General features: G+C 71.0%; 21 protein-coding genes. 14 read left to right on the top strand and 7 right to left on the bottom strand.

The window, feature by feature from the left end; all coding sequences use genetic code 11:
• Window positions 1–8: 8 nt before the first annotated feature.
• Both QFZ82_RS11710 and QFZ82_RS11705 read right to left on the bottom strand, forming a co-directional pair.
• Complete coding sequence (locus tag QFZ82_RS11710; RefSeq protein WP_307711227.1) at window positions 9–854, bottom strand: glutamate ABC transporter substrate-binding protein; 846 nt, start codon at window positions 852–854, stop codon at window positions 9–11.
• Between the two features lie 51 nt (window positions 855–905).
• Window positions 906–1,688 carry an amino acid ABC transporter ATP-binding protein gene (locus QFZ82_RS11705; RefSeq protein ID WP_307711226.1) on the bottom strand — a complete coding sequence of 261 codons (783 nt, stop codon included), beginning with the start codon at window positions 1,686–1,688 and terminating at the stop codon, window positions 906–908.
• 308 nt (window positions 1,689–1,996) lie between these two features.
• On the opposite strand from QFZ82_RS11705, the gene QFZ82_RS11700 reads away from it, so the two are divergent.
• Window positions 1,997–2,704: a response regulator transcription factor gene (locus QFZ82_RS11700; RefSeq protein ID WP_307717695.1), complete on the top strand. Its 708-nt coding sequence runs from the start codon at window positions 1,997–1,999 to the stop codon at window positions 2,702–2,704.
• Window positions 2,705–2,718: 14 nt separating this feature from the next.
• The gene (locus tag QFZ82_RS11695; protein WP_307713116.1) at window positions 2,719–4,113 is read left to right on the top strand and encodes a HAMP domain-containing sensor histidine kinase; all 1,395 of its coding nucleotides are present in this window, start codon (window positions 2,719–2,721) and stop codon (window positions 4,111–4,113) included.
• A gap of 37 nt (window positions 4,114–4,150) precedes the next feature.
• Here QFZ82_RS11695 and QFZ82_RS11690 read toward each other — a convergent pair whose 3' ends face one another.
• Window positions 4,151–5,149: a TAXI family TRAP transporter solute-binding subunit gene (locus QFZ82_RS11690; RefSeq protein WP_307713115.1), complete on the bottom strand. Its 999-nt coding sequence runs from the start codon at window positions 5,147–5,149 to the stop codon at window positions 4,151–4,153.
• A gap of 228 nt (window positions 5,150–5,377) precedes the next feature.
• Between QFZ82_RS11690 and miaB the strand changes: the two genes are divergently transcribed.
• Together miaB and QFZ82_RS11680 are read left to right on the top strand one after the other, a co-directional pair.
• On the top strand, window positions 5,378–6,868 hold the full coding sequence (miaB, locus tag QFZ82_RS11685) for a tRNA (N6-isopentenyl adenosine(37)-C2)-methylthiotransferase MiaB (protein WP_307713114.1): 1,491 nt from the start codon (window positions 5,378–5,380) through the stop codon (window positions 6,866–6,868).
• Window positions 6,869–7,176: 308 nt separating this feature from the next.
• Window positions 7,177–7,884 carry a class III extradiol dioxygenase subunit B-like domain-containing protein gene (locus QFZ82_RS11680; RefSeq protein ID WP_307713113.1) on the top strand — a complete coding sequence of 236 codons (708 nt, stop codon included), beginning with the start codon at window positions 7,177–7,179 and terminating at the stop codon, window positions 7,882–7,884.
• Window positions 7,885–7,941: 57 nt separating this feature from the next.
• Here QFZ82_RS11680 and QFZ82_RS11675 read toward each other — a convergent pair whose 3' ends face one another.
• Both QFZ82_RS11675 and QFZ82_RS11670 read right to left on the bottom strand, forming a co-directional pair.
• Window positions 7,942–8,187: an antitoxin gene (locus QFZ82_RS11675; RefSeq protein ID WP_307713112.1), complete on the bottom strand. Its 246-nt coding sequence runs from the start codon at window positions 8,185–8,187 to the stop codon at window positions 7,942–7,944.
• 33 nt (window positions 8,188–8,220) lie between these two features.
• Window positions 8,221–8,457, bottom strand: coding sequence for a gliding motility protein (locus QFZ82_RS11670; protein ID WP_307713111.1), 237 nt, complete (start codon window positions 8,455–8,457; stop codon window positions 8,221–8,223).
• A gap of 181 nt (window positions 8,458–8,638) precedes the next feature.
• Here QFZ82_RS11670 and miaA point away from each other — a divergent pair, with 181 nt between their 5' ends.
• The 6 genes from miaA to hflX all read left to right on the top strand — a co-directional run bounded on the left by miaA (window position 8,639) and on the right by hflX (window position 16,590).
• Window positions 8,639–9,577 (top strand): tRNA (adenosine(37)-N6)-dimethylallyltransferase MiaA, encoded by a 939-nt coding sequence (gene miaA, locus QFZ82_RS11665; protein ID WP_307713110.1) that lies wholly within the window; start codon window positions 8,639–8,641, stop codon window positions 9,575–9,577.
• Between the two features lie 106 nt (window positions 9,578–9,683).
• Entirely contained in the window at window positions 9,684–10,124 is a 441-nt protein-coding gene (locus tag QFZ82_RS11660; RefSeq protein ID WP_177151722.1) for a hypothetical protein, read from the top strand.
• A gap of 121 nt (window positions 10,125–10,245) precedes the next feature.
• Complete coding sequence (gene dapF / locus QFZ82_RS11655; protein WP_307713109.1) at window positions 10,246–11,160, top strand: diaminopimelate epimerase; 915 nt, start codon at window positions 10,246–10,248, stop codon at window positions 11,158–11,160.
• Between the two features lie 139 nt (window positions 11,161–11,299).
• Entirely contained in the window at window positions 11,300–13,378 is a 2,079-nt protein-coding gene (locus QFZ82_RS11650) for a bifunctional (p)ppGpp synthetase/guanosine-3',5'-bis(diphosphate) 3'-pyrophosphohydrolase (protein WP_307713108.1), read from the top strand.
• A gap of 76 nt (window positions 13,379–13,454) precedes the next feature.
• A complete protein-coding gene (locus tag QFZ82_RS11645; RefSeq protein ID WP_307713107.1) occupies window positions 13,455–14,918 on the top strand; it encodes a M1 family metallopeptidase in 1,464 nt (487 codons plus the stop codon).
• Window positions 14,919–15,099: 181 nt separating this feature from the next.
• Window positions 15,100–16,590 (top strand): GTPase HflX, encoded by a 1,491-nt coding sequence (gene hflX, locus QFZ82_RS11640; RefSeq protein WP_307713106.1) that lies wholly within the window; start codon window positions 15,100–15,102, stop codon window positions 16,588–16,590.
• An 87-nt stretch (window positions 16,591–16,677) separates the two neighbouring features.
• On the opposite strand, the gene QFZ82_RS11635 is transcribed toward hflX, so the two are convergent.
• Window positions 16,678–17,853 (bottom strand): serine protease, encoded by a 1,176-nt coding sequence (locus tag QFZ82_RS11635; RefSeq protein WP_307713105.1) that lies wholly within the window; start codon window positions 17,851–17,853, stop codon window positions 16,678–16,680.
• Between the two features lie 320 nt (window positions 17,854–18,173).
• The gene (locus tag QFZ82_RS11630; RefSeq protein ID WP_307713104.1) at window positions 18,174–19,349 is read right to left on the bottom strand and encodes a serine protease; all 1,176 of its coding nucleotides are present in this window, start codon (window positions 19,347–19,349) and stop codon (window positions 18,174–18,176) included.
• A gap of 333 nt (window positions 19,350–19,682) precedes the next feature.
• Here QFZ82_RS11630 and QFZ82_RS11625 point away from each other — a divergent pair, with 333 nt between their 5' ends.
• The 4 genes from QFZ82_RS11625 to QFZ82_RS11610 all read left to right on the top strand — a co-directional run bounded on the left by QFZ82_RS11625 (window position 19,683) and on the right by QFZ82_RS11610 (window position 25,837).
• Window positions 19,683–21,059 carry a diaminobutyrate--2-oxoglutarate transaminase family protein gene (locus tag QFZ82_RS11625; RefSeq protein WP_307713103.1) on the top strand — a complete coding sequence of 459 codons (1,377 nt, stop codon included), beginning with the start codon at window positions 19,683–19,685 and terminating at the stop codon, window positions 21,057–21,059.
• Window positions 21,060–21,089: 30 nt separating this feature from the next.
• The gene (locus QFZ82_RS11620; RefSeq protein ID WP_307713102.1) at window positions 21,090–22,994 is read left to right on the top strand and encodes an IucA/IucC family siderophore biosynthesis protein; all 1,905 of its coding nucleotides are present in this window, start codon (window positions 21,090–21,092) and stop codon (window positions 22,992–22,994) included.
• Window positions 22,995–23,060: 66 nt separating this feature from the next.
• Window positions 23,061–23,819: a GNAT family N-acetyltransferase gene (locus QFZ82_RS11615; RefSeq protein WP_307713101.1), complete on the top strand. Its 759-nt coding sequence runs from the start codon at window positions 23,061–23,063 to the stop codon at window positions 23,817–23,819.
• 59 nt (window positions 23,820–23,878) lie between these two features.
• Window positions 23,879–25,837, top strand: coding sequence for an IucA/IucC family siderophore biosynthesis protein (locus QFZ82_RS11610; protein ID WP_373429272.1), 1,959 nt, complete (start codon window positions 23,879–23,881; stop codon window positions 25,835–25,837).
• The last annotated feature ends 14 nt before the right edge of the window (window positions 25,838–25,851 follow it).

Below are 25,851 nucleotides of genomic sequence, written 5' to 3'. Positions count from 1 at the left end.
GCCCTGCTTCACTTAACGATGTTGCCGATCTTCGGGGCGGGCTCGTTCTGGTAGTTGGCCGGGCCGAAGTTGGCCGTCACGGCCGCGTCCCAGGACTTGTCCTGGACCATCTTCTCGAGGGCGGCGTTGATCTTCTTGACCATTTCGGCGTCGCCCTTCTTGACGCCGATGCCGTAGTTCTCGTTGCTCAGCTTGAGGCCGGCGATCTTGAACTTGCCCTTGTACTGGTCCTGGGAGGCGTAGCCGGCGAGGATCGAGTCGTCGGTGGTGAGCGCGTCGACGGCGCCGCTCTGGAGGGCGCCGAGGCACTGGGAGTAGGTGCCGTACTGCTTCAGCTGGGCCTTCGGCGCGAAGTCCTTCTTCACGTTCTGCGCGGAGGTGGAGCCGGTGACCGAGCAGAGCTTCTTGCCGTTGAGGTCGTCACCCTTGCTGATGTTGTCGTCGGCGCGGATCAGCAGGTCCTGGTGGGCGAGCAGGTACGGGCCGGCGAAGTCGACCTTCTGCTTGCGCTCGTCGGTGATCGAGTACGTGGCGGCGATGAAGTCCACGTCGCCGCGGGCCAGCGCGGTCTCGCGGTCGGCGCTCTTCGTCTCCTTGAACTCGATGTCCTTCTCGTCGTAGCCGAGCTCCTTGGCGACGTACTTCGCGACGTCGACGTCGAAGCCGGTGAACTTGCCGTCCGGCGTCTTCAGGCCGAGGCCGGGCTGGTCGTACTTGATACCGACCGTGATTTTGTCGCCGCCGGAGGTGCCGGTGCTGCCGCTGTCCTTGCCGTTGTCGGAGCCGCAGGCCGTGGCAGACAGGGCGAGCGCGAGCACGGTGGCCGAAGCGGCGGTGACCTTGCGAAGCTTCATGATGTGACTTCCCTATGTTGACGCGAAGTAGTGGATCAGCTGATCCAGGACTCAGTGGTGAAGGATCTTCGACAGGAAGTCCTTGGCCCGGTCGCTGCGCGGGTTGCTGAAGAACTCCTCGGGCGTTGCCTCTTCGACGATCTTGCCGTCCGCCATGAACACGACCCGGTTGGCGGCGGATCGGGCGAAGCCCATCTCGTGGGTGACGACCACCATTGTCATCCCGTCCCGCGCCAGCTGCTGCATGACCTCGAGAACCTCGTTGATCATCTCGGGGTCGAGAGCCGACGTCGGCTCGTCGAAGAGCATGACCTTCGGACCCATCGCCAGCGCCCGTGCGATCGCGACGCGCTGCTGCTGACCGCCGGAGAGCTGGGCGGGGTACTTGTCGGCCTGCGCGCCGACCCCCACCCGGTCGAGCAGCGCCCGCGCCTTCTCCTCGGCGGCCTTCTTGTCCGTCTTGCGCACCTTGACCTGGCCGAGCGTCACGTTCTCCAGCACGGTCTTGTGCGCGAAGAGATTGAACGACTGGAACACCATGCCCACGTCGGCGCGGAGCCGTGCGAGCTCCTTGCCTTCCTGGGGCAGCGGCTTGCCGTCGATCGTGATCGAGCCGGAGTCGATGGTCTCCAGTCGGTTGATGGTGCGGCACAGCGTGGACTTTCCGGACCCGGACGGTCCGATCACGACCACGACTTCGCCGCGGGTGATCGTCAGGTCGATGTCCTGGAGCACATGCAGCGCGCCGAAGTGCTTGTTCACGTCGCTCAGTACGACCAGGTCGCCCGCAGCGGGTACGGCTTCGTCGCCCTTGGTCACTGACACTCCGCTCATCGGCTTCTTGCTCCGTCCTCCTCGGTTGCAGAGGACCCTAATCACGCACTGCGACGACAGTCATTACATCTGAGGGGAAATTGAGCATAACGATCCGGCCGCAATCGGACACTCTGCGTGAACAGGGCGGTGATCAGGGTACCGGGTGGGTAACGGAAACCCCTGTGTAACAGGATGCCCCTTGACTCGGTGCGGGGGCATCGGCGTTCATGCCCTGTTAGGTGCCGGGCCATTGCCCTGTCACGCTCACGTCCACAAGATCCCGCGTCGCCGACCGTACGACCATGACGCATGAACATAGGGGGCCCATGAGGCTGCTGCTCGTCGAGGACGACGACCACGTCGCCGCTGCCCTGTCCGCGGTGCTCGCGCGGCACGGGTTCCAGGTCGTCCACGCCCGCAACGGCGAGGAGGCGCTGCGGGCCGTGCTCCCCGACAGCCACCCCGACAAGCCGCCGTTCGGTGTCGTGCTCCTCGATCTCGGCCTGCCCGACCAGGACGGCTACCAGGTCTGCGGCAAGCTGCGGAAGCTCACCTCCACGCCCGTGATCATGGTGACCGCGCGTTCGGACGTCCGGTCCCGTATCCACGGGCTCAACCTCGGCGCCGACGACTACGTGGTCAAGCCGTACGACACCGGCGAGCTGCTGGCCCGTATCCATGCCGTCAGCCGGCGCACCGGAGCGGGCGATGACGCCTCGCAGGGATCGACGGACGACGCCCTGCGGCTCGGCGCGGTCGTCATCGAGCTGCCCACCCGGCGCGTCAGCGTCGACGGCTCAGATGTCCAGCTCACGCGCAAGGAGTTCGACCTGCTGGCGCTGCTCGCGCAGCGGCCCGGGGTCGTCTTCCGTCGCGAGCAGATCATCAGCGAGGTGTGGCGCACCAGCTGGGAAGGGACCGGCCGCACGCTGGAGGTGCACGTCGCGTCCCTGCGCTCCAAGCTGCGCATGCCGGCGCTGATCGAGACCGTGCGCGGCGTCGGCTACCGGCTCGTCGCGCCCGCCGGGGCGTAAGGCCGGCCGTTCCGGTGCGTACCCGACTGCTTCCGCTGCTCATCGTGCTCATGGCCGGTGTGCTGCTCGCGCTCGGCTTCCCGCTGGCCGTGAGCATCGCGGCCGCCCAGCAGCAGCGCGTCGTCGTCGACCGGATCGACGACACCGTGCGCTTCGCGGCGCTGGCCCAGTTCGTCACGAAGGGGCCGTCGGTGACGGACGAGCGCCGCTCCACCCTCCAGGAGCAGCTCGACCGCTATTACGACACGTACGGCATACGGGCGGGCGTCTTCGAACGCGAGATGGACTCCATGGCGCGCGCGCCGCAGACCTGGACGCTGCCGGGGGAGGGCGAGGGGCACGAGGCCTTCGAGGAGGCGCTCACCGGCCGGCGCAGCCAGGACCCGCCGCAGGTCTGGCCCTGGCAGCGGGGCGAGCGGCTGGTCGTCGCCTCACCGGTCGTCCGGGACGGGGACGTCGTCGCGGTCGTGTTCACCGACTCGCCGACCGGCCAGCTGCGTTCACGCGTGCTGCGGGGCTGGCTGCTCATCGCGGCCGGTGAGTCCGCGGCGATGCTGCTCGCCGTGGGCGCCGCGTTCCGGCTCACCGGCTGGGTGCTGCGGCCCGTACGCGTCCTGGACGCGGCCACGCACGACATCGCCACGGGCCGGATGAACTCGCGGGTCGCCGCCGCGGGCGGTCCGCCGGAACTCAGGCGGCTGGCGCGCTCCTTCAACGAGATGGCCGACAACGTCGAGGAAGTCCTCGAACAGCAGAGGGCCTTCGTCGCCGACGCCTCCCATCAGCTGCGCAACCCCCTGGCCGCCCTCCTGCTGCGCATCGAGCTGCTGGCGCTGGAGCTGCCCGAGGGCAACGAGGAGATCGCCTCGGTGCGCACCGAGGGGAAGCGCCTCGCCCAGGTGCTCGACGATCTCCTGGACCTGGCGCTGGCCGAGCACGCCGCCGCCGACCTCCAGCTGACCGACATCGGCGAGCTGGCCGCCGAGCGGGTCGCGGCATGGCGGCCGCTCGCGGAGGGGAAGGGAGTCCTGCTGGGCGGGGACACGGCGCCCGTCACCGCGTGGGTGGACCCGGTCGCGCTCTCCAGCGCCCTGGACGCGGTGATCGACAACGCTCTGAAGTTCACTCCGCGCGGGGAGTCGGTCGCCGTCGACGTCGCGTCGAACGGCGCCGCGTCCACGATCGTGGTGACGGACGGCGGCCCGGGGCTGACGGACGAGGAACTGTCCCGTATCGGCGACCGCTTCTGGCGCAGTGGCCGCCACCAGAACGTGAAGGGGTCGGGCCTCGGGCTCTCCATCGCCCGCGCGCTGCTGACGGCGGGCGGCGGCTCGATCGACTACGCCCACCACGAGCCGCACGGCCTGAGCGTGACGGTGAGGGTGCCGCGCACGCCGCCGGGCGGCTGAGGCCGGCGGTGATGCCCGCCTCCCGGCACCCGGACGGCTACGGCTTGGCCGACCGGTAGTAGCGCCTGGCGCCCTCGTGGAGAGGCAACGGGGCCGTGTAGACCGCCGTGCGCAGATCCACCAGCTGGGCCGGGTGCACCGTGTTGCCGATGTGATCGCGGCTGTCGATCACCGTCCGCGTGAAGCCCTCCGTCATCGCCGCGTCGGTCCGTTCCGTGGTCACGAGGAGGTTCGCGACCGCCACGGTGGACACGGGCGTCCCGCCCTGCGCCTGCATGTACGCGTCCGCCGGCATCACCGCGGAGCGGTAGTAGCTGGTCGTGTCGCCCGTGGCGTGCAGCTTGTCGACGAGCTCCGGTTCCAGCGGGACCAGCCGGACGTCGAACCGCTCGGACAGTTCCTGGATGGTGTTCGTGGGCAGGCCGCCCGACCAGAAGAACGCGTCGAGGCTGCCGTTCTCCAGCCGCCCGGGCATGGTGTCGATCCCGGCGGGGACGGGCGTGATGTCCCGCTCCGGATCGAGACCCGCCGCGGTCATCAACCGGTCGGCGACGAGCCGGACACCCGACCCCTGCTGGCCGACGCCCACCACCTTGCCCCGCAGGTCTCCCACCGACGAGACCGGCGACTGCTGCGGCACGATCAGATGCACGTAGTCGTCGTAGAGCCGTGCGCAGCCGCGCAGCCTGTCGGCGCCGGGCAGACCCTCTTGCTTGTACTTGGCGACCGCGTCGGCCGTGGCGATGGTGAAGTCCGCCTCGCCTGACGCCACGCGCGCGAGGTTCTGCTGCGAGCCCTCACTGGTGATCAGGTCGACCTCCACATCGGGCATGTCCTTGGCCAGCGCCTGCTCCAGCAGCACGCCGTAGCGCTGGTAGACGCCGCTGCGCGACCCCGTGCTGAAGGTGAGCTCCCCGCTCGGCGACGTCCGCCCGATCGGCAGCAGCCACCACAGCAGCAGCCCGAAGGCGACGAGGGCGGCCGCCGAGCCCGCGAGGGCACGACGGCGGCTGATGCGGAGGCCGGCCGGGAACATGGCGCGATCCTGCCAGCTCACCGGCCGTGCTGGCCAGGCCTCTCCGCCGCGGACAGGTCCCGCACGCCCGGGCGGTCCGTGTGCGGACAGGGGCCGTGCGTCCCAGGCGGTCCGGTGCGGACGGCGCCCGTGTGCCGGGGCGGTCCGGCGGCGGACGGGGGCCGTGCGTCAGGGGCCGTCAAAGGCAGGGGCGGGGCGGCCCGGGGACCCCGTACCCTGGTTGGCGCGATGAGTGCGAAAACTTACGAGGTGCGCACCTACGGGTGCCAGATGAACGTCCACGACTCCGAGCGGCTGTCGGGCCTGCTGGAGGACGCCGGTTACGTCCGCGCGCCCGAGGGCGCCGACGGTGATGCCGATGTCGTCGTCTTCAACACCTGCGCGGTGCGGGAGAACGCCGACAACAAGCTCTACGGCAATCTCGGCCGCCTCGCGCCGATGAAGGCCAGGCGCCCCGGGATGCAGATCGCCGTCGGCGGCTGCCTCGCGCAGAAGGACCGCGACACCATCGTCACGAAGGCGCCATGGGTCGACGTCGTCTTCGGCACGCACAACATCGGCAAGCTCCCCGTGCTGCTCGAGCGCGCCCGCGTCCAGGAAGAGGCGCAGGTCGAGATCGCCGAGTCGCTGGAGGCGTTCCCCTCGACGCTGCCGACCCGCCGCGAGTCCGCGTACGCCGCCTGGGTCTCGATCTCGGTCGGCTGCAACAACACCTGCACGTTCTGCATCGTCCCCGCGCTGCGCGGCAAGGAGAAGGACCGCAGGCCAGGCGACATCCTGGCCGAGATCGAGGCACTCGTCGCAGAGGGCGTCTCCGAGATCACCCTGCTCGGCCAGAACGTCAACGCCTACGGCTCCGACATCGGTGACCGCGAGGCGTTCAGCAAGCTGCTGCGTGCCTGCGGCACGATCGAGGGCCTGGAGCGCGTCCGGTTCACCTCACCGCACCCGCGCGACTTCACGGACGACGTCATCGCGGCCATGGCGGAAACGCCGAACGTGATGCCGCAGCTCCACATGCCGCTGCAGTCGGGCTCGGACACGATCCTCAAGGCGATGCGCCGCTCGTACCGGCAGGAGCGCTTCCTCGGGATCATCGAGAAGGTGCGCGCCGCCATTCCGCACGCTGCCATCTCCACCGACATCATCGTGGGCTTCCCCGGCGAGACCGAGGAGGACTTCGAGCAGACGATGCACACCGTGCGCGAGGCCCGGTTCGCCAACGCCTTCACCTTCCAGTACTCCAAGCGCCCCGGCACACCCGCGGCGACCATGGAGGGCCAGATCCCCAAGGAGGTCGTCCAGGAGCGCTACATGCGCCTGGTCGCCCTCCAGGAGGAGATCTCCTGGGAGGAGAACAAGAAGCAGGTCGGCCGCACGTTCGAGGTCATGGTGGCCGAGGGCGAGGGCCGCAAGGACGGCGCCACGCACCGGCTCTCCGGCCGCGCCCCCGACAACCGCCTCGTGCACTTCACCAAGCCGGACACCGAGGTGCGCCCCGGTGACGTCGTCACGGTGGAGATCACCTACGCCGCTCCGCACCACCTGCTCGCGGAGGGCGCGGTGACGGCCGTGCGCCGCACCCGCGCGGGCGACGCGTGGGCCAAGCGCAACGCGGCCGAGGCCGCGAAGCCGGCCGGTGTCATGCTCGGCCTGCCGAAGATCGGCGCTCCGGAACCGCTGCCGGCCGCGGCTGCGCCGGGCTGCGGCTGCGACTGACCCGCTCGCCGGGCCTCCGGCGGACGTCGCCTTCGGCACGCGCGTGTGCCGCGGAGCGACTCCATGAGCCGGACGCGTCCGCGGCCGCGGGCCGACCCGCTGGCCGCCTCGCGCGTGTCCGGTACACGCACGACGCGCGCGTGCCGGCCGGCAGCGATCCGCGGGCGCAGGCAGAGGGGCTGGTGCGCCCCGCGTACGGAAGGGCGGTGGGTGCAGCCGAGGGGAGGAGGCCGGCGGACCGGCGCCTCCCACGAGGGGGCGCGCCGGGTCGGCGACCCGTGGCGTGCCCACGCACTAGGCTGCCGATCATGCTTGTCGCCGCCGCCGTGTGCCCCTGTCCGCCCCTCCTGGTGCCCGACATCGCTGCCGGAGCCGCGCCCGAACTCGACGCAGCCCGCGACGCGTGCTCCGACGCCTTGGGAGTGCTCGCCGCCGCCAGGCCCGGCCTGCTCCTCGTGGTGGGACCGGCAGCCGGGTCCGAAAGCGGCACGTACCGGGCCGGCGCGCACGGCTCCTTCCGGAGCTTCGGCGAGGACCTGTCCGTACGCCTGGGGGAGGGCCCCGGCCAGGAGCGGCAGCTGCCCCCCTCGCTCTCCGTGGCGGCATGGCTGCTGGAACATGCGCACTGGGCCGCCTCTCCGGTCGAGGGCCTCGGCGTCGACGACCGGCTCGCCGGTGACCGCTGCGCCGCCGCCGGCCGCGAGGGCGCCGCACGGAGCGAGCGGGTGGCGATGCTGGTGATGGGCGACGGGAGCGCCTGCCGGACGCTCAAGGCCCCGGGCTATCTCGACGCCCGCGCGGAGGGCTTCGACCGCGAGGCCGCGCGGGCGCTGGGCGCGGCGGACACCGAGGCGCTGACGGCCTTGGACGCGGCGCTGGCCCGGGAACTCAAGGCCGCCGGCCGTGCCTCCTGGCAGGTGCTCGCGGGGGCAGCCGAGGGCGCTGGGCTGGAAGGGCGTCTGCTCTACGAGGACGCGCCGTACGGGGTGGGCTACTTCGTCGCGACCTGGTCCTGACCCGAACAAGCGCCGACGGCCGCGGAGCACACGCTCCGCGGCCGTCGGTCGTTCGCGTCAGGGAGTCGGCGGCGTGGTGCCGTGGCCCTTCTCGTCCCGGTGCGCGATGCGGCCCAGGGCCTCCTTGGCCTTGCCTGTGCCCGTCTCGATCTTGCTGCTGTACTTGCCCTTGGTCTTGTCGTCGACCGTCTTGGCGGCCCTGTCGAGACCCTGCCCGATCCTGCCCTCGTGCTGCTGGGCCAGGTGGGTGACCTTGTCCTTGGCCGGGGCGAGCTTGGCCTTCAGGGTGTCCAGGAAGCCCATGGTGCACCTTCCCTCGTCATCCCTTGTCGGGGATTACTTACGGGCGCCTTCGCCGGCCTCGCTGTCCGCCGCCCCCTCGGCGGACTGCTGCTTGGGGATGTCGACCCCGGTGGCGGCCGTGCCCTCACCGAGCGTGCCGTCGGCACCGGCATCGGAGTCGGACGGGGCGCCGGCCGAGGGGTCCGTCGCCACGGTGGCGAGGGGGGCCTCTTGGTCCGACGCCTCGGCGGTCGCCACAGGCTTACCGCGGAACCATGAAAAAACGCCCATATCTGCTCCATAGCGTACTCGTGGGGGCGAAGTTCCGCGCCACCCGGAGCGTCCCATTGCGCCGCTCGCGGGTACCGGTCCGAAACCGGCGTCCGGAACCTCGCAACAGGCAACGACCCCGGCTACCCGCCGTCACCTCGCTCGTTCGGGGAGCGGTGCCCGCGTTTGCGAGACTGGGGCGGTGAGAAGTGCAGCTCCCGCACCGCGGGTCATCGCCGTCGTCGGTCCCACCGCGGCCGGAAAGTCCGATCTGGGGGTCTTCCTGGCCCAGCGGCTGGACGGCGAAGTCGTCAACGCCGACTCCATGCAGCTCTACCGGGGGATGGACATCGGCACCGCCAAGCTGACGGCCGAGGAGCGCGGAGGCGTCCCCCACCGCCTGCTCGACATCTGGGACGTCACCGAGACGGCGAGCGTCGCCGAGTACCAGCGGCTCGCCAGGGCGGAGATCGACCGGCTGCTCGCCGAGGGCCGCACCCCCGTTCTCGTGGGCGGCTCCGGGCTGTACGTACGCGGGGCGATCGACGCCCTCGAATTCCCCGGAACCGACCCTGAGGTGCGCGCCCGGCTGGAGGAGGAGCTGACCGTGCGCGGCTCCGGGGCGCTCCACGCCCGTCTCGCCGCCGCCGACCCGGAGGCGGGCCGCGCGATCCTGCCGAGCAACGGGCGGCGCATCGTCAGGGCCCTCGAGGTCATCGAGATCACGGGCAGGCCATTCACCGCCAACCTCCCCGGCCACGACTCCGTCTACGACACCGTGCAGATCGGCGTCGACGTCGAGAGGCCCGAGCTGGACGAACGGATCGCCCTGCGTGTGGACCGCATGTGGGAGGCGGGGCTCGTCGCCGAGGTACGCGCCCTGGAGGTTCAGGGGCTGCGCGAAGGGCGCACCGCGTCCCGCGCCCTGGGCTACCAGCAGGTGCTCTCCGCGCTCGCGGGGGAGTGCACCGAAACCCAGGCGCGCGAGGAGACGGTGCGCGCCACCAAACGCTTCGCCCGCCGCCAGGACTCCTGGTTCCGGCGCGACCCGAGGGTGCACTGGCTCAGCGGCGCGGCCCAGGACCGCGCGGAACTTCCGCAGCATGCGCTGGCGTTGATCGAACGAGCGGTCACAGCCTGATCACGTGATGGCATCGGGACGCTCCGCCCGTCAGTTCGGCCACCTGGAGCGTGCCATCATCGAGCATCGATCGACAGCTGAGTCCGAGTTGGGAGGGCGCGTGGCGATGGAGGCCGGCCCTCGCGACACCGAGCGGGAGCGCCGAGATGCCGCCGAAGGCACCTCGGGGCTGAGCCCGGACGGTCCCGACGAGCAGGAAGTGCTCACCGACGAGGTCGAGGTGGAGCTCCGTCCGCAGCGGCGCCTGCGCATCTGGCAGCTTGCCCCGATCGTGGCGCTCGCCGCCATCGGCTCGCTCATGTTCGCCTTTCCCCTCGCCTTCGGTACGGGGGACGGCGGCGCGGTCGTCGCCATGCTCGGGCTGCTGATCAGCTGTTGTGCGGCCGGCTGGGGTGTGATGGCGGCCCGCCGCGTCGGGCACACCTGGCCCGGCCTGCCCGTCCGGGGCTCCGGCGAGCGCCCCGACTGGCGTGTCATCGCGCTCTACGTCGGCGTGGGCACGGTGCTCGTCGCCCTCGCGGTCTGGCGGGTCGCGCGCCTGCGCTGAGCGCCGGCCCGCGCGCCCCGCACCGCCACGCGCGCCCAGCCCAGCCCCGTCCGCTTCAGCCCGGCGACGGCCCTCGGTCCGGATCCCACCGGGCGCCCCGCTGTCGGACCGGCCTCGTACGATGGTGGACGTGAGCACCTCGCAGACCTCGCCCGTCCCCTTCCTCAAGGGCCACGGCACCGAGAACGACTTCGTGATCGTCCCGGACCCGGACAACGGCATCGACCTGCCCGCGGCCGCCGTCGCCAGGCTGTGCGACCGCCGCGCCGGCATCGGCGGTGACGGTCTGCTGCACGTCGTCCGCTCGGCGGCCCACCCCGAGGCCAGGGACATGGCGGACGAGGCCGAGTGGTTCATGGACTACCGCAACGCGGACGGCTCGATCGCCGAGATGTGCGGAAACGGCGTCCGGGTCTTCGCCCGCTACCTCCAGCGCGTCGGCCACGTCGAGGCCGGAGACATCGCCGTGGCGACCCGGGGCGGCGTCAAGAGGGTCCACATCGCCAAGGAGGCCGCCGGCGCCGGCGCGGACACGGGTGACATCACCGTCTCGATGGGGCGCGCACTGCTTCCCGAGGACGGCGTGACGGTCACGATCGACGGCCGCAGCTGGCCTGCGAGGAACGTGAACATGGGCAATCCCCACGCGGTCGCGTTCGTCGACGACTTGGCCCACGCGGGGAACCTGTTCTCGGCTCCACCGTTCAGCCCGGCATCGGTCTACCCGGACGGGGTGAACGTGGAGTTCGTCGCCGACCGGGGCGAGCGCCATGTTGCCATGCGCGTGCACGAGCGCGGGTCCGGCGAGACCCGCTCGTGCGGTACGGGCGCGTGCGCCGTCGCCGTCGCGGCTGCCCGCAGGGACGGCGTGGACCCGTCCGTCACCGGCACCCCCGTCGCGTACACCGTTGACCTGCCCGGCGGCCGCCTCGTCATCACGGAACGTCCCGACGGGGAGATCGAGATGACGGGCCCGGCCGTGATCGTCGCCGAGGGGTACATCGAGCCCGCTCTCCTCGAAACCGTGAGTGCGTAGAGCTTCGCTCGAATGGGTGATCCGTTTCACGCTGAGCGAGAGCGGCACTGCGCCACGTGGTGGGCTCGGTAGCATCAAGCACCGGCCCGGAGGCACGATCTGACCTTCCACCGCCGGTCGAAGCAGCCGGAGGTGCCCCATGAGTGCAGAGGCCGCCAACCCTGGTGCCCACAGTCGCAGGCGCGGCCGACCCAGGATCGACCTCCGCCGGATCGGGCGCGCCGCTCTGCTGGGCCCCACCGGGCGCGACCGCCTCCCCGACGCGATCGGCCACGTCGTCGACGCGCACCGCGCGCACCACCCGGACGCCGACCTCGCCCAACTGCACAAGGCGTACGTGCTGGCGGAGTCGTCCCACCGCGGCCAGTTCCGCAAGAGCGGCGAGCCGTACATCACCCATCCGCTGGCCGTCACGCTCATCCTCGCCGAACTGGGCGCGGAAACCACGACCTTGACCGCGTCCCTGCTCCACGACACCGTGGAGGACACCGAGGTGACGCTGGACCAGGTGAAGGCGGAGTTCGGTGCCGAGGTGGCCTATCTCGTCGACGGCGTCACCAAGCTGGAGAAGGTCGACTACGGCGCCGCCGCCGAACCGGAGACCTTCCGCAAGATGCTCGTCGCCACCGGCAACGACGTCCGCGTCATGTCGATCAAACTCGCCGACCGGCTGCACAACATGCGCACGCTCGGCGTCATGCGCCCCGAGAAGCAGGCACGTATCGCCAAGGTCACCCGCGACGTCCTCATCCCCCTCGCCGAGCGTCTCGGCGTGCAGGCGCTGAAGACCGAACTGGAGGATCTGGTCTTCGCGATCCTGCACCCCGAGGAGTACGAGCGCACCCGCGCCCTCATCGCCGAGAACGCCACCGCGTGCAACGCTCTCGCCGCTATCGCGGAGGACTTCCGGACCGTGCTGCGCGACGCCGGCATCACCGCCGAAGTGCTCATCAGGCCCCGGCACTTCGTCTCCGTGCACCGCGTCTGCCTCAAACGCTCCGAGCTGCGCAGCACTGACTTCGGGCGCCTGCTCGTCCTGGTCACCGACGACGCCGACTGCTACGCGGTGCTCGGCGAGCTGCACACCTGCTTCACCCCGGTGATCTCCGAGTTCAAGGACTTCATCGCCGCCCCCAAGTTCAACCTGTACCAGTCGCTGCACACCGCCGTCGCGGGCTCCGACGGCGCCGTCGCCGAAGTCCTCATCCGCACCCACCAGATGCACCGGGTCGCCGAGGCCGGGGTGGTCGCGCTCGGCAACCCGTACGTGCCGACCGAGAGCGCCGAGCCGCTCGACGGCGAGCGCGCCGACCCCACCAGACCCGGCTGGCTGTCCCGTCTCCTCGAATGGCAGCAGTCCACCCCGGACCCGGACACCTTCTGGACCTCCCTGCGCGCGGACCTGGCGCAGGACAAGGAGATCACCGTCTTCCGGGCCGACGGCCGGGCGCTCGGCCTGCCCGCCGGGGCCACCTGCGTCGACGCGGCCTACGCCCAGTACGGCGAGGAGGCCCACGCGTGCATCGGCGCCCGGGTCAACGGCCGGCTGGCCACGCTGAGCACCCAGCTCAACGACGGCGACACCGTGCACGTGCTGCTCGCCCAGGACGCCTCCTCCGGACCGTCGCCGGACTGGCTCGACCACGCCCGCACCCCGGCCGCACGGATCGCCATCAGCAGCTGGCTCGAGAGCCACCCGGAGGGTGCGAGCGCCCAGGCGGCCGCTCCCCGGCACCCCACTCCGCGCGCGGCCGACCGGCCGGCCTCGGCGAACGCCGTCGTCGGTCTTCCGGAGGCGACCGTCCGGCTCGCCGGCTGCTGTACGCCCGTACCGCCCGACACCGTCACGGGCTTCGCGGTGCGCGGGGGCGCCGTGACCGTCCATCGCGTCGAATGCGCCGCGGTGGCGCGCATGGAGAGCCTCGGCCGTGCTCCGGTGGCCGTGCGCTGGGGCGACGCCGCCGAGTGCCGGGTCACTCTGGTCGCCGAATCGTTCGGCCGGCCCCGTCTGCTCGCCGACCTCACCGAGGTCATCGCCGGTGAGGGAGCGGCCATCGTCTCGGCCACCGTCGAACCGCCGAGCCAGCAGCGGGTACGCCACACGTACACCCTCCAACTTCCCGACGCCGCCGGGCTTCCCGCCCTGATGCGCGCCATGCGCGACGTCCCCGGCGTGTACGACGTGAGCAGGACGCAGTATCCGGCCTCGACCGCCTGACCTCGTTCGGGTGGGGGCGCGGTCCGCTGTCGCGCGCCGCCGCGGCCGTCTCGTGGCGTGCTGGTAGCGGTAGGACATGCTGCTCACTCCCCGACGCCGACTGGGTGCCGCACTGCTGGCCGCAGCATCGGCCACCCTCGTCGCCGCGACGCTGCCCGAACCGACCGCCCTAGGGATCGGCGACCCCCTCTTCCCTCGGCTGGGCAACCCCGGCTACGACGTCATCGGATACGACATCGCCCTGACCTACGAGGGCAGCAACACCAAGCCCCTGGACGCTGTCACCAAGATCGACGCCTGGGCGAACCGGCGGCTCGGCCGGATCAACCTCGACTTCGCCCGTGGCACGGTCCACTCTGTCGAAGTCAACGGCAGCACCGCAGAGTTCGCGTCCACGGGCGAGGACCTCGTCGTCGAGCCCTCCATCGCCGTCGCCGCCGGATCGCGCATGCAGATCACCGTCACGCACACCAGCGACCCGCGCGGGGCCAAGGCCGCCGGCGGATGGGTGCCCACCGGTGACGGTCTGGTGATGGCCAACCAGGCCGACGCGGCGCACCGTGTCTTCCCCTGCAACGACCACCCCGCGGACAAGGCGTTCTTCACCTTCCGCGTCACCACCCCCAGGAATCTGACGGCCGTCGCCAACGGACGGCAGATCGCACATTCCCGGAATGACACCAGGGCCTCCTGGATCTACCGCACCGGCCACCCCATGGCCACCGAACTCGCCCAGGTCGCCATCGGACGGTCCGCCGTCGTCAAGCGGCAGGGCCCGCACGGACTGCCCCTCCGCGACGTCGTCCCCGTCGCCGACAAGGCGAAGCTCGAACCGTGGCTGAAGAAGACGCCCGGCCATGTCCGGTGGATGGAGGACAAGGTCGGCGCCTACCCCTTCGAGACGTACGGGGTGCTGGTCGCCGACGCCGACACCGGATTCCAGCTGGAGACGCAGACGCTGTCGCTCTTCGAGCGCTCCCTGTTCACCAACGCCGCCCACCCGAAGTGGTACGTCGACTCGGTGATGGTCCACGAACTGGCCCACCAGTGGTTCGGCAACAGTGTCTCCCCCCGCACATGGTCCGACCTGTGGCTGAACGAGGGCCACGCCAGCTGGTACGAGGCCCTGTACGCCGAGGAGAAGGCCAAGCAGCCACTGGTCGAACGGATGAGGAAGGCCTACCGCCTCTCCGACGGCTGGCGAGCGGCCGGCGGGCCGCCCGCGGCCCCGCAGGCACCGGCACCCGGACAGAAGCTCAGTCTCTTCCGGCCGGTGGTCTACGACGGCAGCGCCCTCGTCCTGTACGCCTTGCGGCAGACGATCGGCGAGGCCGCCTTCGAACGGCTGGAGCGCGAGTGGGTCACCGAGCACCGCGACTCCACGGCGAGCACGGAGGACTTCACGCAGCTCGCATCCCATGTCGCGGGGCGTGACCTCGGCGACTTCTTCCAGGAATGGCTGTACGGGAAGAAGACCCCGCCCATGCCCGGCCACGCGGACTGGCGCAGCGAGGCCCCGAAGGCCCGCGCCGCCCGCTGAAAACCGGGGTGACGGCCCCGGCGGCCCCGTGGGACGATCGACGGGCCGACGACAGGGCCGGCCGCGGGACTCCCTGGGGGAATCTTCCGGGGCTGTCACACGTTGTGACTGGCGTACGGGGGCACAATGCCCTTGCGGGCGTCCCGCCCGCAACCGCTCTTTCCATCGACGTAAGGATCCAATGACCTCCTCTTCATCCCCTTCCCAGGACGAGCAGAGCTTCGCGGAGACGCGCACCGAGAGCCTTCGGGCCGATGCCCTGATGGAAGAGGACGTCGCCTGGAGCTACGAGATCGACACCGAGCGGGACGGCGATCAGTTCGACCGCTCCGAGCGTGCCGCTCTGCGGCGCGTGGCGGGCCTCTCCACCGAGCTCGAAGACGTCACCGAGGTCGAGTACCGACAGCTGCGCCTGGAGCGCGTCGTGCTGGTCGGCGTCTGGACCTCGGGGACCGTGCAGGACGCCGAGAACTCCCTCGCGGAGCTCGCGGCGCTCGCCGAGACCGCGGGCGCCCTGGTGCTCGACGGAGTCATCCAGCGGCGCGACAAGCCGGACCCGGCCACCTACATCGGGTCGGGCAAGGCGACCGAGCTGCGCGACATCGTGCTCGAGACCGGAGCCGACACCGTCGTCTGCGACGGTGAGCTCAGCCCCGGCCAGCTCATCCACCTCGAGGACGTCGTCAAGGTCAAGGTGGTCGACCGCACCGCGCTGATCCTCGACATCTTCGCTCAGCACGCCAAGTCCCGAGAGGGCAAGGCACAGGTCGCTCTGGCGCAGATGCAGTACATGCTGCCCAGGCTCCGCGGCTGGGGTCAGTCGCTGTCCCGTCAGATGGGCGGCGGCGGTGGTGGCGGCATGGCTACCCGTGGTCCCGGTGAGACCAAGATCGAGACGGACCGGCGACGGATCCGCGAGAAGATGGCGAAGATGCGCCGGGAGATCGCGGAGATGAAGACGGGCCGCGAGATCAAGCGCCGGGAGCGCCGCCGCAACAGGGTGCCGTCGGTCGCGATCGCCGGCTACACCAACGCCGGCAAGTCCTCGCTGCTCAACCGCCTCACCGGCGCCGGTGTCCTGGTGGAGAACGCCCTGTTCGCCACCCTCGACCCGACCGTCCGCCGGGCCGAGACGCCGAGCGGCCGGATCTACACCCTCGCCGACACCGTCGGATTCGTACGGCACCTGCCGCACCACCTGGTCGAGGCGTTCCGCTCCACGATGGAGGAGGTCGGCGACTCCGACCTGATCCTGCACGTGGTGGACGGTTCGCACCCGGCTCCGGAGGAGCAGCTGGCCGCCGTGCGCGAGGTGATCCGCGACGTGGGCGCGCTGGACGTGCCCGAGATCGTCGTGATCAACAAGGCGGACGCGGCCGACCCGCTGGTGCTGCAGCGGCTGCTGCGCATCGAGCGGCACGCGATCGCCGTCTCGGCTCGCACGGGCTCGGGCATCGGCGAGCTCCTGGCTCTGATCGACACCGAGCTGCCGCGGCCCGAGGTGGAGATCGAGGCGCTCGTCCCGTACACCCAGGGCGGGCTCGTCTCGCGCGTGCACGCCGAGGGCGAGGTCGTCTCCGAGGAGCACACCACGGAGGGCACCCTGCTCAATGCGCGGGTCCACGAGGAGCTGGCCGCCGCACTGGCCCCGTACGTCCCGGCGACCCACTGACGCGGCACAGCGCCCGCGACCGGACGGAAGGCCCGCCTCCCCTCGGGGAGGCGGGCCTTCCGCATGATCCGCCCGGCTCGAAGATGCCTACTGCCCCGCGAACTTCTCGCTCATCGTCGTGAAGATCTGCTGGGCTCCCCGGTCCAGCCGCGGGCCGGCGAGCCAGCCCGAGGTGACCGGGCCGATCGACGTGTTGGAGACGAGCACCGTCTTGCCCCCGGGCTGCCGGACGAACCAGCCGCCACCCGAGGATCCGCCCGTCATCGTGCAGCCGATACGCCACATCGTGGGCGTGCCGGGGGCGATGGAGAGCCGGCCCGGCTGGTCCAGGCACTTGTGCATGATCGCGCCGTTGTAGGGCGGGGCCGCCGGGTAACCCCACGCGCCCATCGTGCCGATGCTCTTGGCGTCGGGAGCCTCGAAGTCGACGTCGAGCGCGGCGCCCACCGTCTCCTCCAGGGACTTCGAGCCCTGCTCGGGCTTCACGTGCATCACGGCGTAGTCGTAGGCGGCGCCGGTGCCCCCCGTCGGACCGCCCTGGTCGATCCACTCGCCCGAGGTCGCGACCCAGTCCGCCCAGTAGACGCCGTACGGAGCGATCTCCTGCGGCTGGGCGTGCTCCAGCGCGGCGGGGGACTTGCCCTTGTCGTTGTAGGCGGGGACGAAGGCGATGTTGCGGTACCAGCCTCCCGCCCGACCGGCGTGCACGCAGTGCCCGGCGGTCCAGACGAGGTTGGACCGGCCCGGGTTCCTCGGGTCCTTGACGACCGTCGCCGAACAGACCATCGAGCCCTCGGGGGCGTCGAAGAACACCTTGCCGACCGGTGCGGCGTTCCGGTGGTAGGGCTTCTTCTCCTCCTCGGCCCGCACCGGGCGCGGCTCCGGGTCGGTGACGTCCTGGTCACCGGAGATGTCACCGGCGGAGAGCGTCTTCGCAGGCGCCTTGGCCGTCGTCATGCGCTCGGGCTTCCACAGGCCCTCGATCACCGGGTTGACGAAGTCCTTGGCCTCACGCAGCCACTTGTCCTTCTCCCAGTTCTTCCACTCGCCGTTCTTCCACTTGTCCAGGTCGACACCGTGCTCCTTGAGCTGGTCGGCCAGGTCGGCGGGGAGTGCGGCGTCTGCGCCGCTGTTGTCTGCGCCTTCCGCGGAGGCGGCGGGCTTGTCTGCAGCCTTGTCCTCGCCGGGGCCGCAGGCGGTCGCCGTCAGCGCGAGGGCCGAGACGAGGCCGGCGGCAGCCAGCAGCGGACGTATGGATCGCATGGAAACGATTCCCCCTGAAGTACTTGCGAAATGTGCCATGAACGCGGGTGCACCAGCGCCTGATGCGACACACGGGCGGCGTCTGCGCTGTGCGCGGTTGCCATGAGCGTGTCATGCGAAGGGGCGGCCTTCCGGAGCCGCCGCAGGTGCGGCACCACTCTAAGCCGGTGCGTGGACGCGCAGTTGAGGCCGGTCGGCAACTCCACCGAGTCTCCACGTGACGAGCAAGGGGCGCCCGGCCGTCCGGCCGAACGCCCCTTGCTGTCAGAGGACTGCGGTGCCGTCACGTGACGCTGTTGCCACGCGAGGCACGTGTCAGGTCACTGGCCCGCGAACTTCTTGCTGACCGCCGTGTAGACGCCCTCGGCCTCCTTGCCGAGCCGCGGGCCCGCAAGCCAGCCGGCCGTCACCGGGCCTATGGAGGTGTTGGACACCAGGGCGGGCCGGCCGTCCTGGCCCTCGGCCACCCAGCCGCCACCGGAGGAACCGCCGGTCATCGTGCAGCCGATGCGGTACATCGTCGGCTCCTCGGCCTTCAGCGAGAGCCGGCCCGGCTTGTCGGCGCACTGGAACAGCTTCTGACCGTCGTACGGCGGAGCCGCCGGGTAGCCGGTAGCGGTCATGCTCTTGATGTCCGGCACGGCCGGGGCCTTGAAGTCGACCGGCAGAGCGGCGCCGACCGTCTCCTCGAGCGACTTGCCCGTGCTGCCCTTCTCCGGAGTGACGTGGATGACGGCGAAGTCGTACGGCGCACCCTGGCCGCCGGTCGCCGCACCCTGGGCGATCCACTGCTCGGACGTCTGGGCCCAGTCGCCCCACCACACGCCGTGGGGAGCGATCTTCTCCTTCGGAGCCTTCTCCAGCTCCGAGGTGGGCAGCGCGCCGTCGTTGTACGACGGGACGAAGGCGATGTTGCGGTACCAGCCGCCGCTCTTGCCCGCGTGGACGCAGTGACCGGCGGTCCACACCATGTTCGACTTGCCGGGGTTGGCCGGGTCCTGCACGACGGTCGCGGAGCACACCATCGAACCCTGGGGGCCGTCGAAGAAGACCTTGCCCGCCTCGGCGGCGCTCGTGTGGTAGGGCGCCTTCACGGGCACGGCGTCGACGGGCTCCGGCGTCGGGTCGGTGACACCCTCGTCACCCGAGATGTCCGGGTCGACGGGCTTCGCCGGCGGCTTCTCGGCGTCGCGCATGCGGTCCGGGTCCCACAGGTCCTCGATGATCGGGTTGACGAAGTCCTTGGCCTCACGCAGCCACTTGTCCTTGTCCCAGTTCTTCCACTCGCCGTTCTTCCACTTGTCCAGGTCGATCCCGCGCTCCTTGAGCCGCTCCTTGAGATCGTCCGGAATGGTGATCTTGTCATCGGCGGTCTGACCGGCCGATGCACTCGGCTTGTCGCCCGCGGTGTCCTCGCTCGGACCGCAGGCGGTGGCAGCCAGCGCCAGCACGGCGGCAAGGGACGCCGCTGCCAGCGTCGGGCGAATGGGTCGCATCTCGTGATCCCCCTGGGACTTCGGTGCTGCTGTTCCGTCTGAACTGAGCCACATCCCGGCAATGCCGGTACTTCCGGCGGCGGACGAGTCCGCCGCCGCCCCGGTGGAGTTCACCGCCGGGTGCGGCCCCCCAACTATGCCGGTGCCGATGGGGACGGCGTGCACCAGGTCCACGGTTCCGCCGCCGCAAGGATCTTCCTCCCGGCCGTGATCCCCGGCCCGCCGCGTCGTTGGTAGGGGCGGGAACACGGGGGCGGCTCAACAGCGAGCGGTCGCAGGGCCGAAGCCGTACCCATGCGAAACGCAACCGTGACAGTGGAAGGACCAACAGCCGTGGCCGTGACCGAACCTGCTCCGATCGCCCCGGCCGCCGCCCACGAGGGCATCCTGCGCCGGCAGTCGCTCCGCGAATCGGCCGCCCGCACCTATGCGCGCTCGCTGCCCATCGTGCCCGTACGCGCTCGCGGACTGACGATCGAGGGCGCCGACGGCCGCCGTTACCTCGACTGTCTCTCCGGAGCCGGAACGCTCGCGCTCGGGCACAACCACCCCGTCGTCCTCGAAGCCATCAAGAAGGTCCTCGACTCCGGGGCGCCGTTGCACATCCTGGACCTGGCCACACCGGTCAAGGACGCGTTCACCACGGAGCTGTTCGCCACGCTTCCGCCCCAGCTCGCCTCCGACGCCCGGATCCAGTTCTGCGGTCCGGCGGGCACCGACGCCGTGGAAGCGGCACTCAAACTGGTCCGCACCGCCACCGGCCGCAACGGAGTCCTCGCCTTCACCGGCGCCTACCACGGCATGACTGCGGGCGCCCTCGACGCATCGGGCGGCGCCACCGACGTCCGGGTGACACGACTTCCCTACCCGCACGACTACCGCTGCCCCTTCGGCATCGGCGGCGAACGCGGCGCCGAACTCGCCGCACGCTGGACCGAGAACCTCCTCGACGACCCCAAGGGCGGTGCGCCGGCCCCCGCCGGAATGATCCTCGAACCGGTGCAGGGCGAGGGCGGGGTGATCCCCGCACCTGACGAGTGGCTGCGGCGGATGCGCCGGATCACCGCCGCCCGCTCCATCCCTCTGATCGCCGACGAGGTGCAGACCGGAGTGGGCCGCACCGGCACCTTCTGGGCCGTCGAGCACAGCGACATCGTGCCCGACGTGATGGTCATGTCCAAGGCCATCGGCGGCTCCCTCCCGCTCGCGGTCATCGTCTACCGGTCCGAACTCGACACGTGGCAGCCGGGAGCACACGCCGGCACGTTCCGCGGCAACCAGCTGGCGATGGCGGCCGGAGCGGCCACCCTCGCGTACGTGCGCGAGAACCGCCTCGCCGCGCGGGCCGCAACCCTCGGCGCACGCATGCTGGCCCGGCTCCAGGGTCTCGCCGCCGCTCACTCCTGCATCGGAGACGTACGGGGCCGGGGCCTGATGATCGGCGTGGAGCTCGTCGACCCCGACTCCACGGCCCGCGACGCGCTCGTCCCCCCACCCGCTCCCGCGCTCGCCGCGACCGTCCAGCGGGAATGCCTGAACCGCGGCCTCATCGTCGAACTCGGCGGACGCCACTGCGCCGTCGTGCGCCTCCTGCCTCCTCTCACGCTCACCGACGAACAGGCCGTGGCCGTCCTCGACCGCTTCGCGGACGCCCTGGCCGCCGCAGAACGCTCCACTCCACGCCGCGCCGACAGCGGGCAGTCGTACTGATCCCCGGATCCCCGTCACAAGGAAGCCTCCGTGAACACCAGCCCCGCACCCGAAGTGCCCGAGTCCCACGGCCGCCCCACCGCCGCTCACCGTGCCCACGGAGCAATGAGCGGGCCGCTCACGGCCGAGGCGGCGACGGTGCCGCGCCAGCAGACCGGAGGATTCGACGACGAAACCCCGACCACCGCCCGGCACGTGTCCACGGCCCCCGAAGCGGGGGACCGGCTCGACCATCCGGATCCCAGCCGTGCCGCCGATGCCGCCGCCGTCGAGAACCTGCTCCGCTGCTGGGTGCGCGAGAACAACCTCGCCGAGCCCGAGGGCGACACCCTGCGCGTTCCGCTCCACGGCAGCGGGACCGCCCTGCTCGTCCCCGTCCACTACTGGTCACCCTCCGGATGGCACCGCTTCGGCCCGCCGGCTCTTGAAAGCAGCCCGCACGACGCCACCACCGCCGACGCGGTGACCGTGGCCGCGCTCCTCGGCCGGGAAGCCGGCGGCACGGACGGAGCCGACCTCGTCGGCCGCGTAGCCGATTCCGTCCGGCGCACAGCCCAGTTCATCGCTCACCGGCGCAGGCACCCCGTCGCACCAGAGGACGCGGACCTCTTCCTCGACGCCGAACAGTCCCTCCTGCTCGGCCACCCGCTCCACCCCACACCGAAGAGCCGTGAGGGACTCTCCGACGCCGAAGCCCTGATCTACTCACCGGAGTTGTACGGTGCCTTCCCGCTGCACTGGTGGGCAGTCGACCGGTCGGTGCTCGCAGCCGACTCGGCCTGGACCGAGCAAGGACGCACGCTCGCCGCCGAGCAGCTCACCTCCCGCCTCGCCGGCGACATCCAGCTCCCCGCCAACTGCGCCGCGCTGCCCCTGCACCCGTGGCAGGCACGCGACCTCCGGCACCGGCCCACCGTGGCCGCGCTGCTGGACGCCGGCCTGCTCCACGACCTCGGTTCCCACGGCGACCCCTGGCACCCCACCTCCTCCGTCCGCACCGTGCACCGCCCCGGGGCATCCGCGATGCTCAAGCTGTCCCTCGGCCTGCGCATCACCAACTCCCGCCGGGAGAACCTCCGCAAGGAACTCCACCGGGGGGTGGAGGTGCATCGGCTGCTCCGCACCGGACTCGCCGAACAGTGGCGGGCGGCGCACCCCGGATTCGACATCGTGCGCGATCCGGCATGGCTCGCGGTCGACACGCCCGACGGTGAACCTGTCCCCGGACTCGACGTCATGCTGCGCCACAACCCCTTCCACCACAGCGACGACGCCGTCTGCATCGCAGCCCTGACCTCACCGCGGCCCTGGCCCGGGCGCACCGGCACGCGTTCACGCCTCTCCGACACGGTCGAGTGTCTCGCCGCCCGGACAGGCCGGCCCGTTCCCGCCGTCGCCACGGAGTGGTTCCTGCGCTACCTGGACCACGTCGTACGCCCCGTGCTCTGGCTCGACGCCACCGCGGGCATCGCACTGGAAGCGCACCAGCAGAACACCCTCGTCCTCCTGGACCCCGAAGGCTGGCCGACAGGCGGCCGCTACCGGGACAATCAGGGCTACTACTTCCGTGAGTCCCACCGGGACGAACTGGAGCGCCGCCTCCCGGGAATCGGCGCCGAAAGCGATACCTTCGTCTCCGACGACGTGACGGACGAGCGCTTCGCGTACTACCTCGGCATCAACAACGTGCTCGGCCTGATCGGCGCCTTCGGAGCGCAGCACCTCGCCGACGAACGCGTACTCCTCGCCGCGTTCCGGCGATTCCTGGCGGCCAATTCCTCCCTCGGCTCGCCGCTGCCGGCTCTGCTTCTCGAAGCCCCGACCCTTCGTTCCAAGGCCAACCTGCTCACCCGTCTCCACGGCCTCGACGAACTCGTCGGTCCCGTCGACACCCAGTCCGTCTACGTCACCATCACCAACCCGCTCCTTTCCTGAACACCGTGCGGATCACCGAACGCCGAAGACCTGACCACGTCCGAACGACGAGAGGAGACCGTCGCCGTGCCTCACCGCGAAGCCGCGACCGACCCCGGTACGGACGAGGCGTCCCCGCCCGGCTCGGGCCCCGAGCAGACCCTCGACCTGCGGCTGCCCGAGGAGTTCCTCGAGACCCTCCATGAGGAGGGCGACGGCACTCCTCCCGCGCACGAGGTCCCTGCGGCCGCGCAGGAGCCGTGGGACACCTCAGCGGACCTGCTGGACGCCCCTGCGGACTGGGGGCCGGTGAACACCCCCGCCGGTGACTTCCACCTCGTCCCCGTCGTCCCGGAGCGAGACCTCTCCGTGATCACCCGCTGGATGAACGACCCGGCCGTCGCCGCCTACTGGGGCCTGGCCGGGCCCGAGACCGTCACGGCCGCCCACCTGCGCGGCCAGTGCGACGGAGCCGGCCGGAGCTTCCCCTGTCTCGGTGTGCTCGACGGCACACCCATGAGCTACTTCGAGATCTACCGTGCCGATCTCGACCCTCTGGCCCGCCACTACCCGGCCCGACCGCACGACACAGGCATCCACCTCCTCCTCGGCGGCGTCGCCGACCGTGGGCGAGGTCTGGGCTCCGTGCTCCTCAGAGCCGTTGCCGACCTCGTACTCGACCGCCGCCCCCGCTGTGCACGCGTCATCGCCGAACCGGACCTGCGCAACACCCCTTCCGTATCCGCGTTCCTCAGGGCCGGCTTCCGCTTCTTCGCCGAAGTCGACCTGCCCGACAAGCGAGCCGCGCTCATGGTCCGCGATCGCGGTCTGCGGGACCTGCTGTGAACAGCTCGCTGCCTTACTTACACCGCTCGAACCGCATCGGTTCCCCTCGAGGAGTCCCCGTGCCGAAGTCGCCTGCCAGCCACGACTCCACCGCGTCGACCGAACCCACCGCCTCGATAGATCCGCCCGGCTCCGCATGCGCCGAAGCCGCCGGACCGGATGCGCTGTCGACCCGGCTGCACCTGCCGCCCGGCCTCGACCGCGAGAGCTGGGAACGGGCCGGCGGCCGTCTCCTGGCGAAGATGCTCGGCGAGTTCGCTTACGAGGAGATCATCGAGCCGATGATCGCGGAATCGCCTGCCGGCCCGGGCGGCCGCCACGACGACGCTCGTTCCGCCGTCTCCGGCCGCCCCGCACCGCGCCGTCGCTATGCCCTCACCGTCGGGGACACGGGGGACCTGACTTTTCTGGCGCGGCGCGGTGCCTACGGAAGCTGGCGCGTGGATGCCGCCTCCGTCGAATGGGACGGGCAGCCCTTCTCGGACCCGCTCGCCTTCCTCGCCCGAGCGAAGGAGACCCTCGCCCTCGACGGAGCCACCCTCGGCCACTTGCTGCGCGAACTCTCCCTGACGCTCACCGCCGACACCGCGCTCGACCACACCACTGTCACCGCCGCCGAGCTGGCCGACCTCGGCTACGCCGAACTCGAAGGGCACCAGACCGGACATCCGTGGCTCGTCCTGAACAAGGGCCGCATCGGCTTCTCCGCGGCTGACGCCGCCCGCTGGGCCCCCGAGGCGCGCCGCCCCACCGCACTGCCCTGGATCGCCGTCAGCTCCGCGCTCGCCCGTTACCGGGGCGTCGCCCACCTCGCCTCCCCGGACGACCTCTACCGCCACGAGCTCGACGACTTTGTGCGTGCGGGTTTCGAGGCCGCTCTGCGCGCCGGAGGGCTGGATCCGGCGGCGTACCTCCTCCTCCCCGTACACCCGTGGCAGTGGGACGAGGTGCTGCTGCCCCTGTACGCAGCGGCCATCGCGCGCCGGCAGATCGTGCCGCTGCCGGAGGACGGCGACCTCCGGTTGCCCCAGCAGTCCATCCGCACGTTCGTGAACATCGACCGTCCCGACCGGCACATGGTCAAACTGCCGCTGTCGGTTCTGAACACTCTGGTGTGGCGCGGTCTGCCCACCGAACGGACCCTGGCCGCGCCGGCCGTCACCGCCTGGGTGCACGGCCTGCGCGACGGCGACCCGTTCCTCCGCGACGAGTGCCGGGTGATCCTCCTGGGCGAGGTCGCCTCGGTCACCGTCGAGCATCCTCTGTACGACCGCCTCGACGACGTGCCCTATCAGTACAAGGAACTTCTCGGCGCGATCTGGCGCGAGCCGCTCCAGCCCCGCCTGGACCCCGGTGAACGGGCCCGCACCCTGGCAGCGCTGCTCCACATCGACCCGCGGGGCCGCGCATTCGCCGCGGAGCTCGTCGAGCGGTCGGGGCTCGCCCCGGAGGTCTGGCTCCAGCGGTTGTTCGCCGCGCTCCTGCCTCCGCTGCTGCATTTCCTCTACCGCTACGGCACCGTCTTCTCCCCCCACGGCGAGAACGCGATCGTCGTCTACGACGAGCACGACGTCCCGGTGCGGCTGGCGATCAAGGATTTCGTCGACGACGTCAACATCAGCGCCCGGCCGCTGCCGGAGCACGCCTCGATGCCGGACGACGTCCGCCGGATCCTGCTGACCGAGGAGCCCGGGTTCCTCACCCAGTTCATTCATGCGGGCCTGTTCGTGGGTGTCTTCCGCTACCTCGCGCCGCTTTTCGAGGAGCAACTGGGAATCGCCGAGGACCGCTTCTTCTCACTCGTACGGGCGGAGGTCCTGAGGTATCAGGCCCGCTTTCCCCAGCTCAAGGAGCGTTACGAGCTGTTCGATCTGCTCACGGAGCGTATCGACCGGCTGTGTCTGAACCGCAACAGGCTCCATCTCGACGGCTACCGTGACCGGCCCGAACGCCCCCACGCGGCCGTGCACGGCACCGTACCGAACCCGCTGGCATGGCCTGATGGGCCCGATGCGTGATCCTGTTGTCAGTG

The organism is Streptomyces sp. V4I23 (genome assembly GCF_030817975.1).
In the GTDB taxonomy this organism is placed as follows: Bacteria; Actinomycetota; Actinomycetes; order Streptomycetales; family Streptomycetaceae; genus Streptomyces.
The sequence above is the reverse complement of the archived record's forward strand: the minus strand, read 5'-3'. Positions and strand labels throughout refer to the sequence as shown.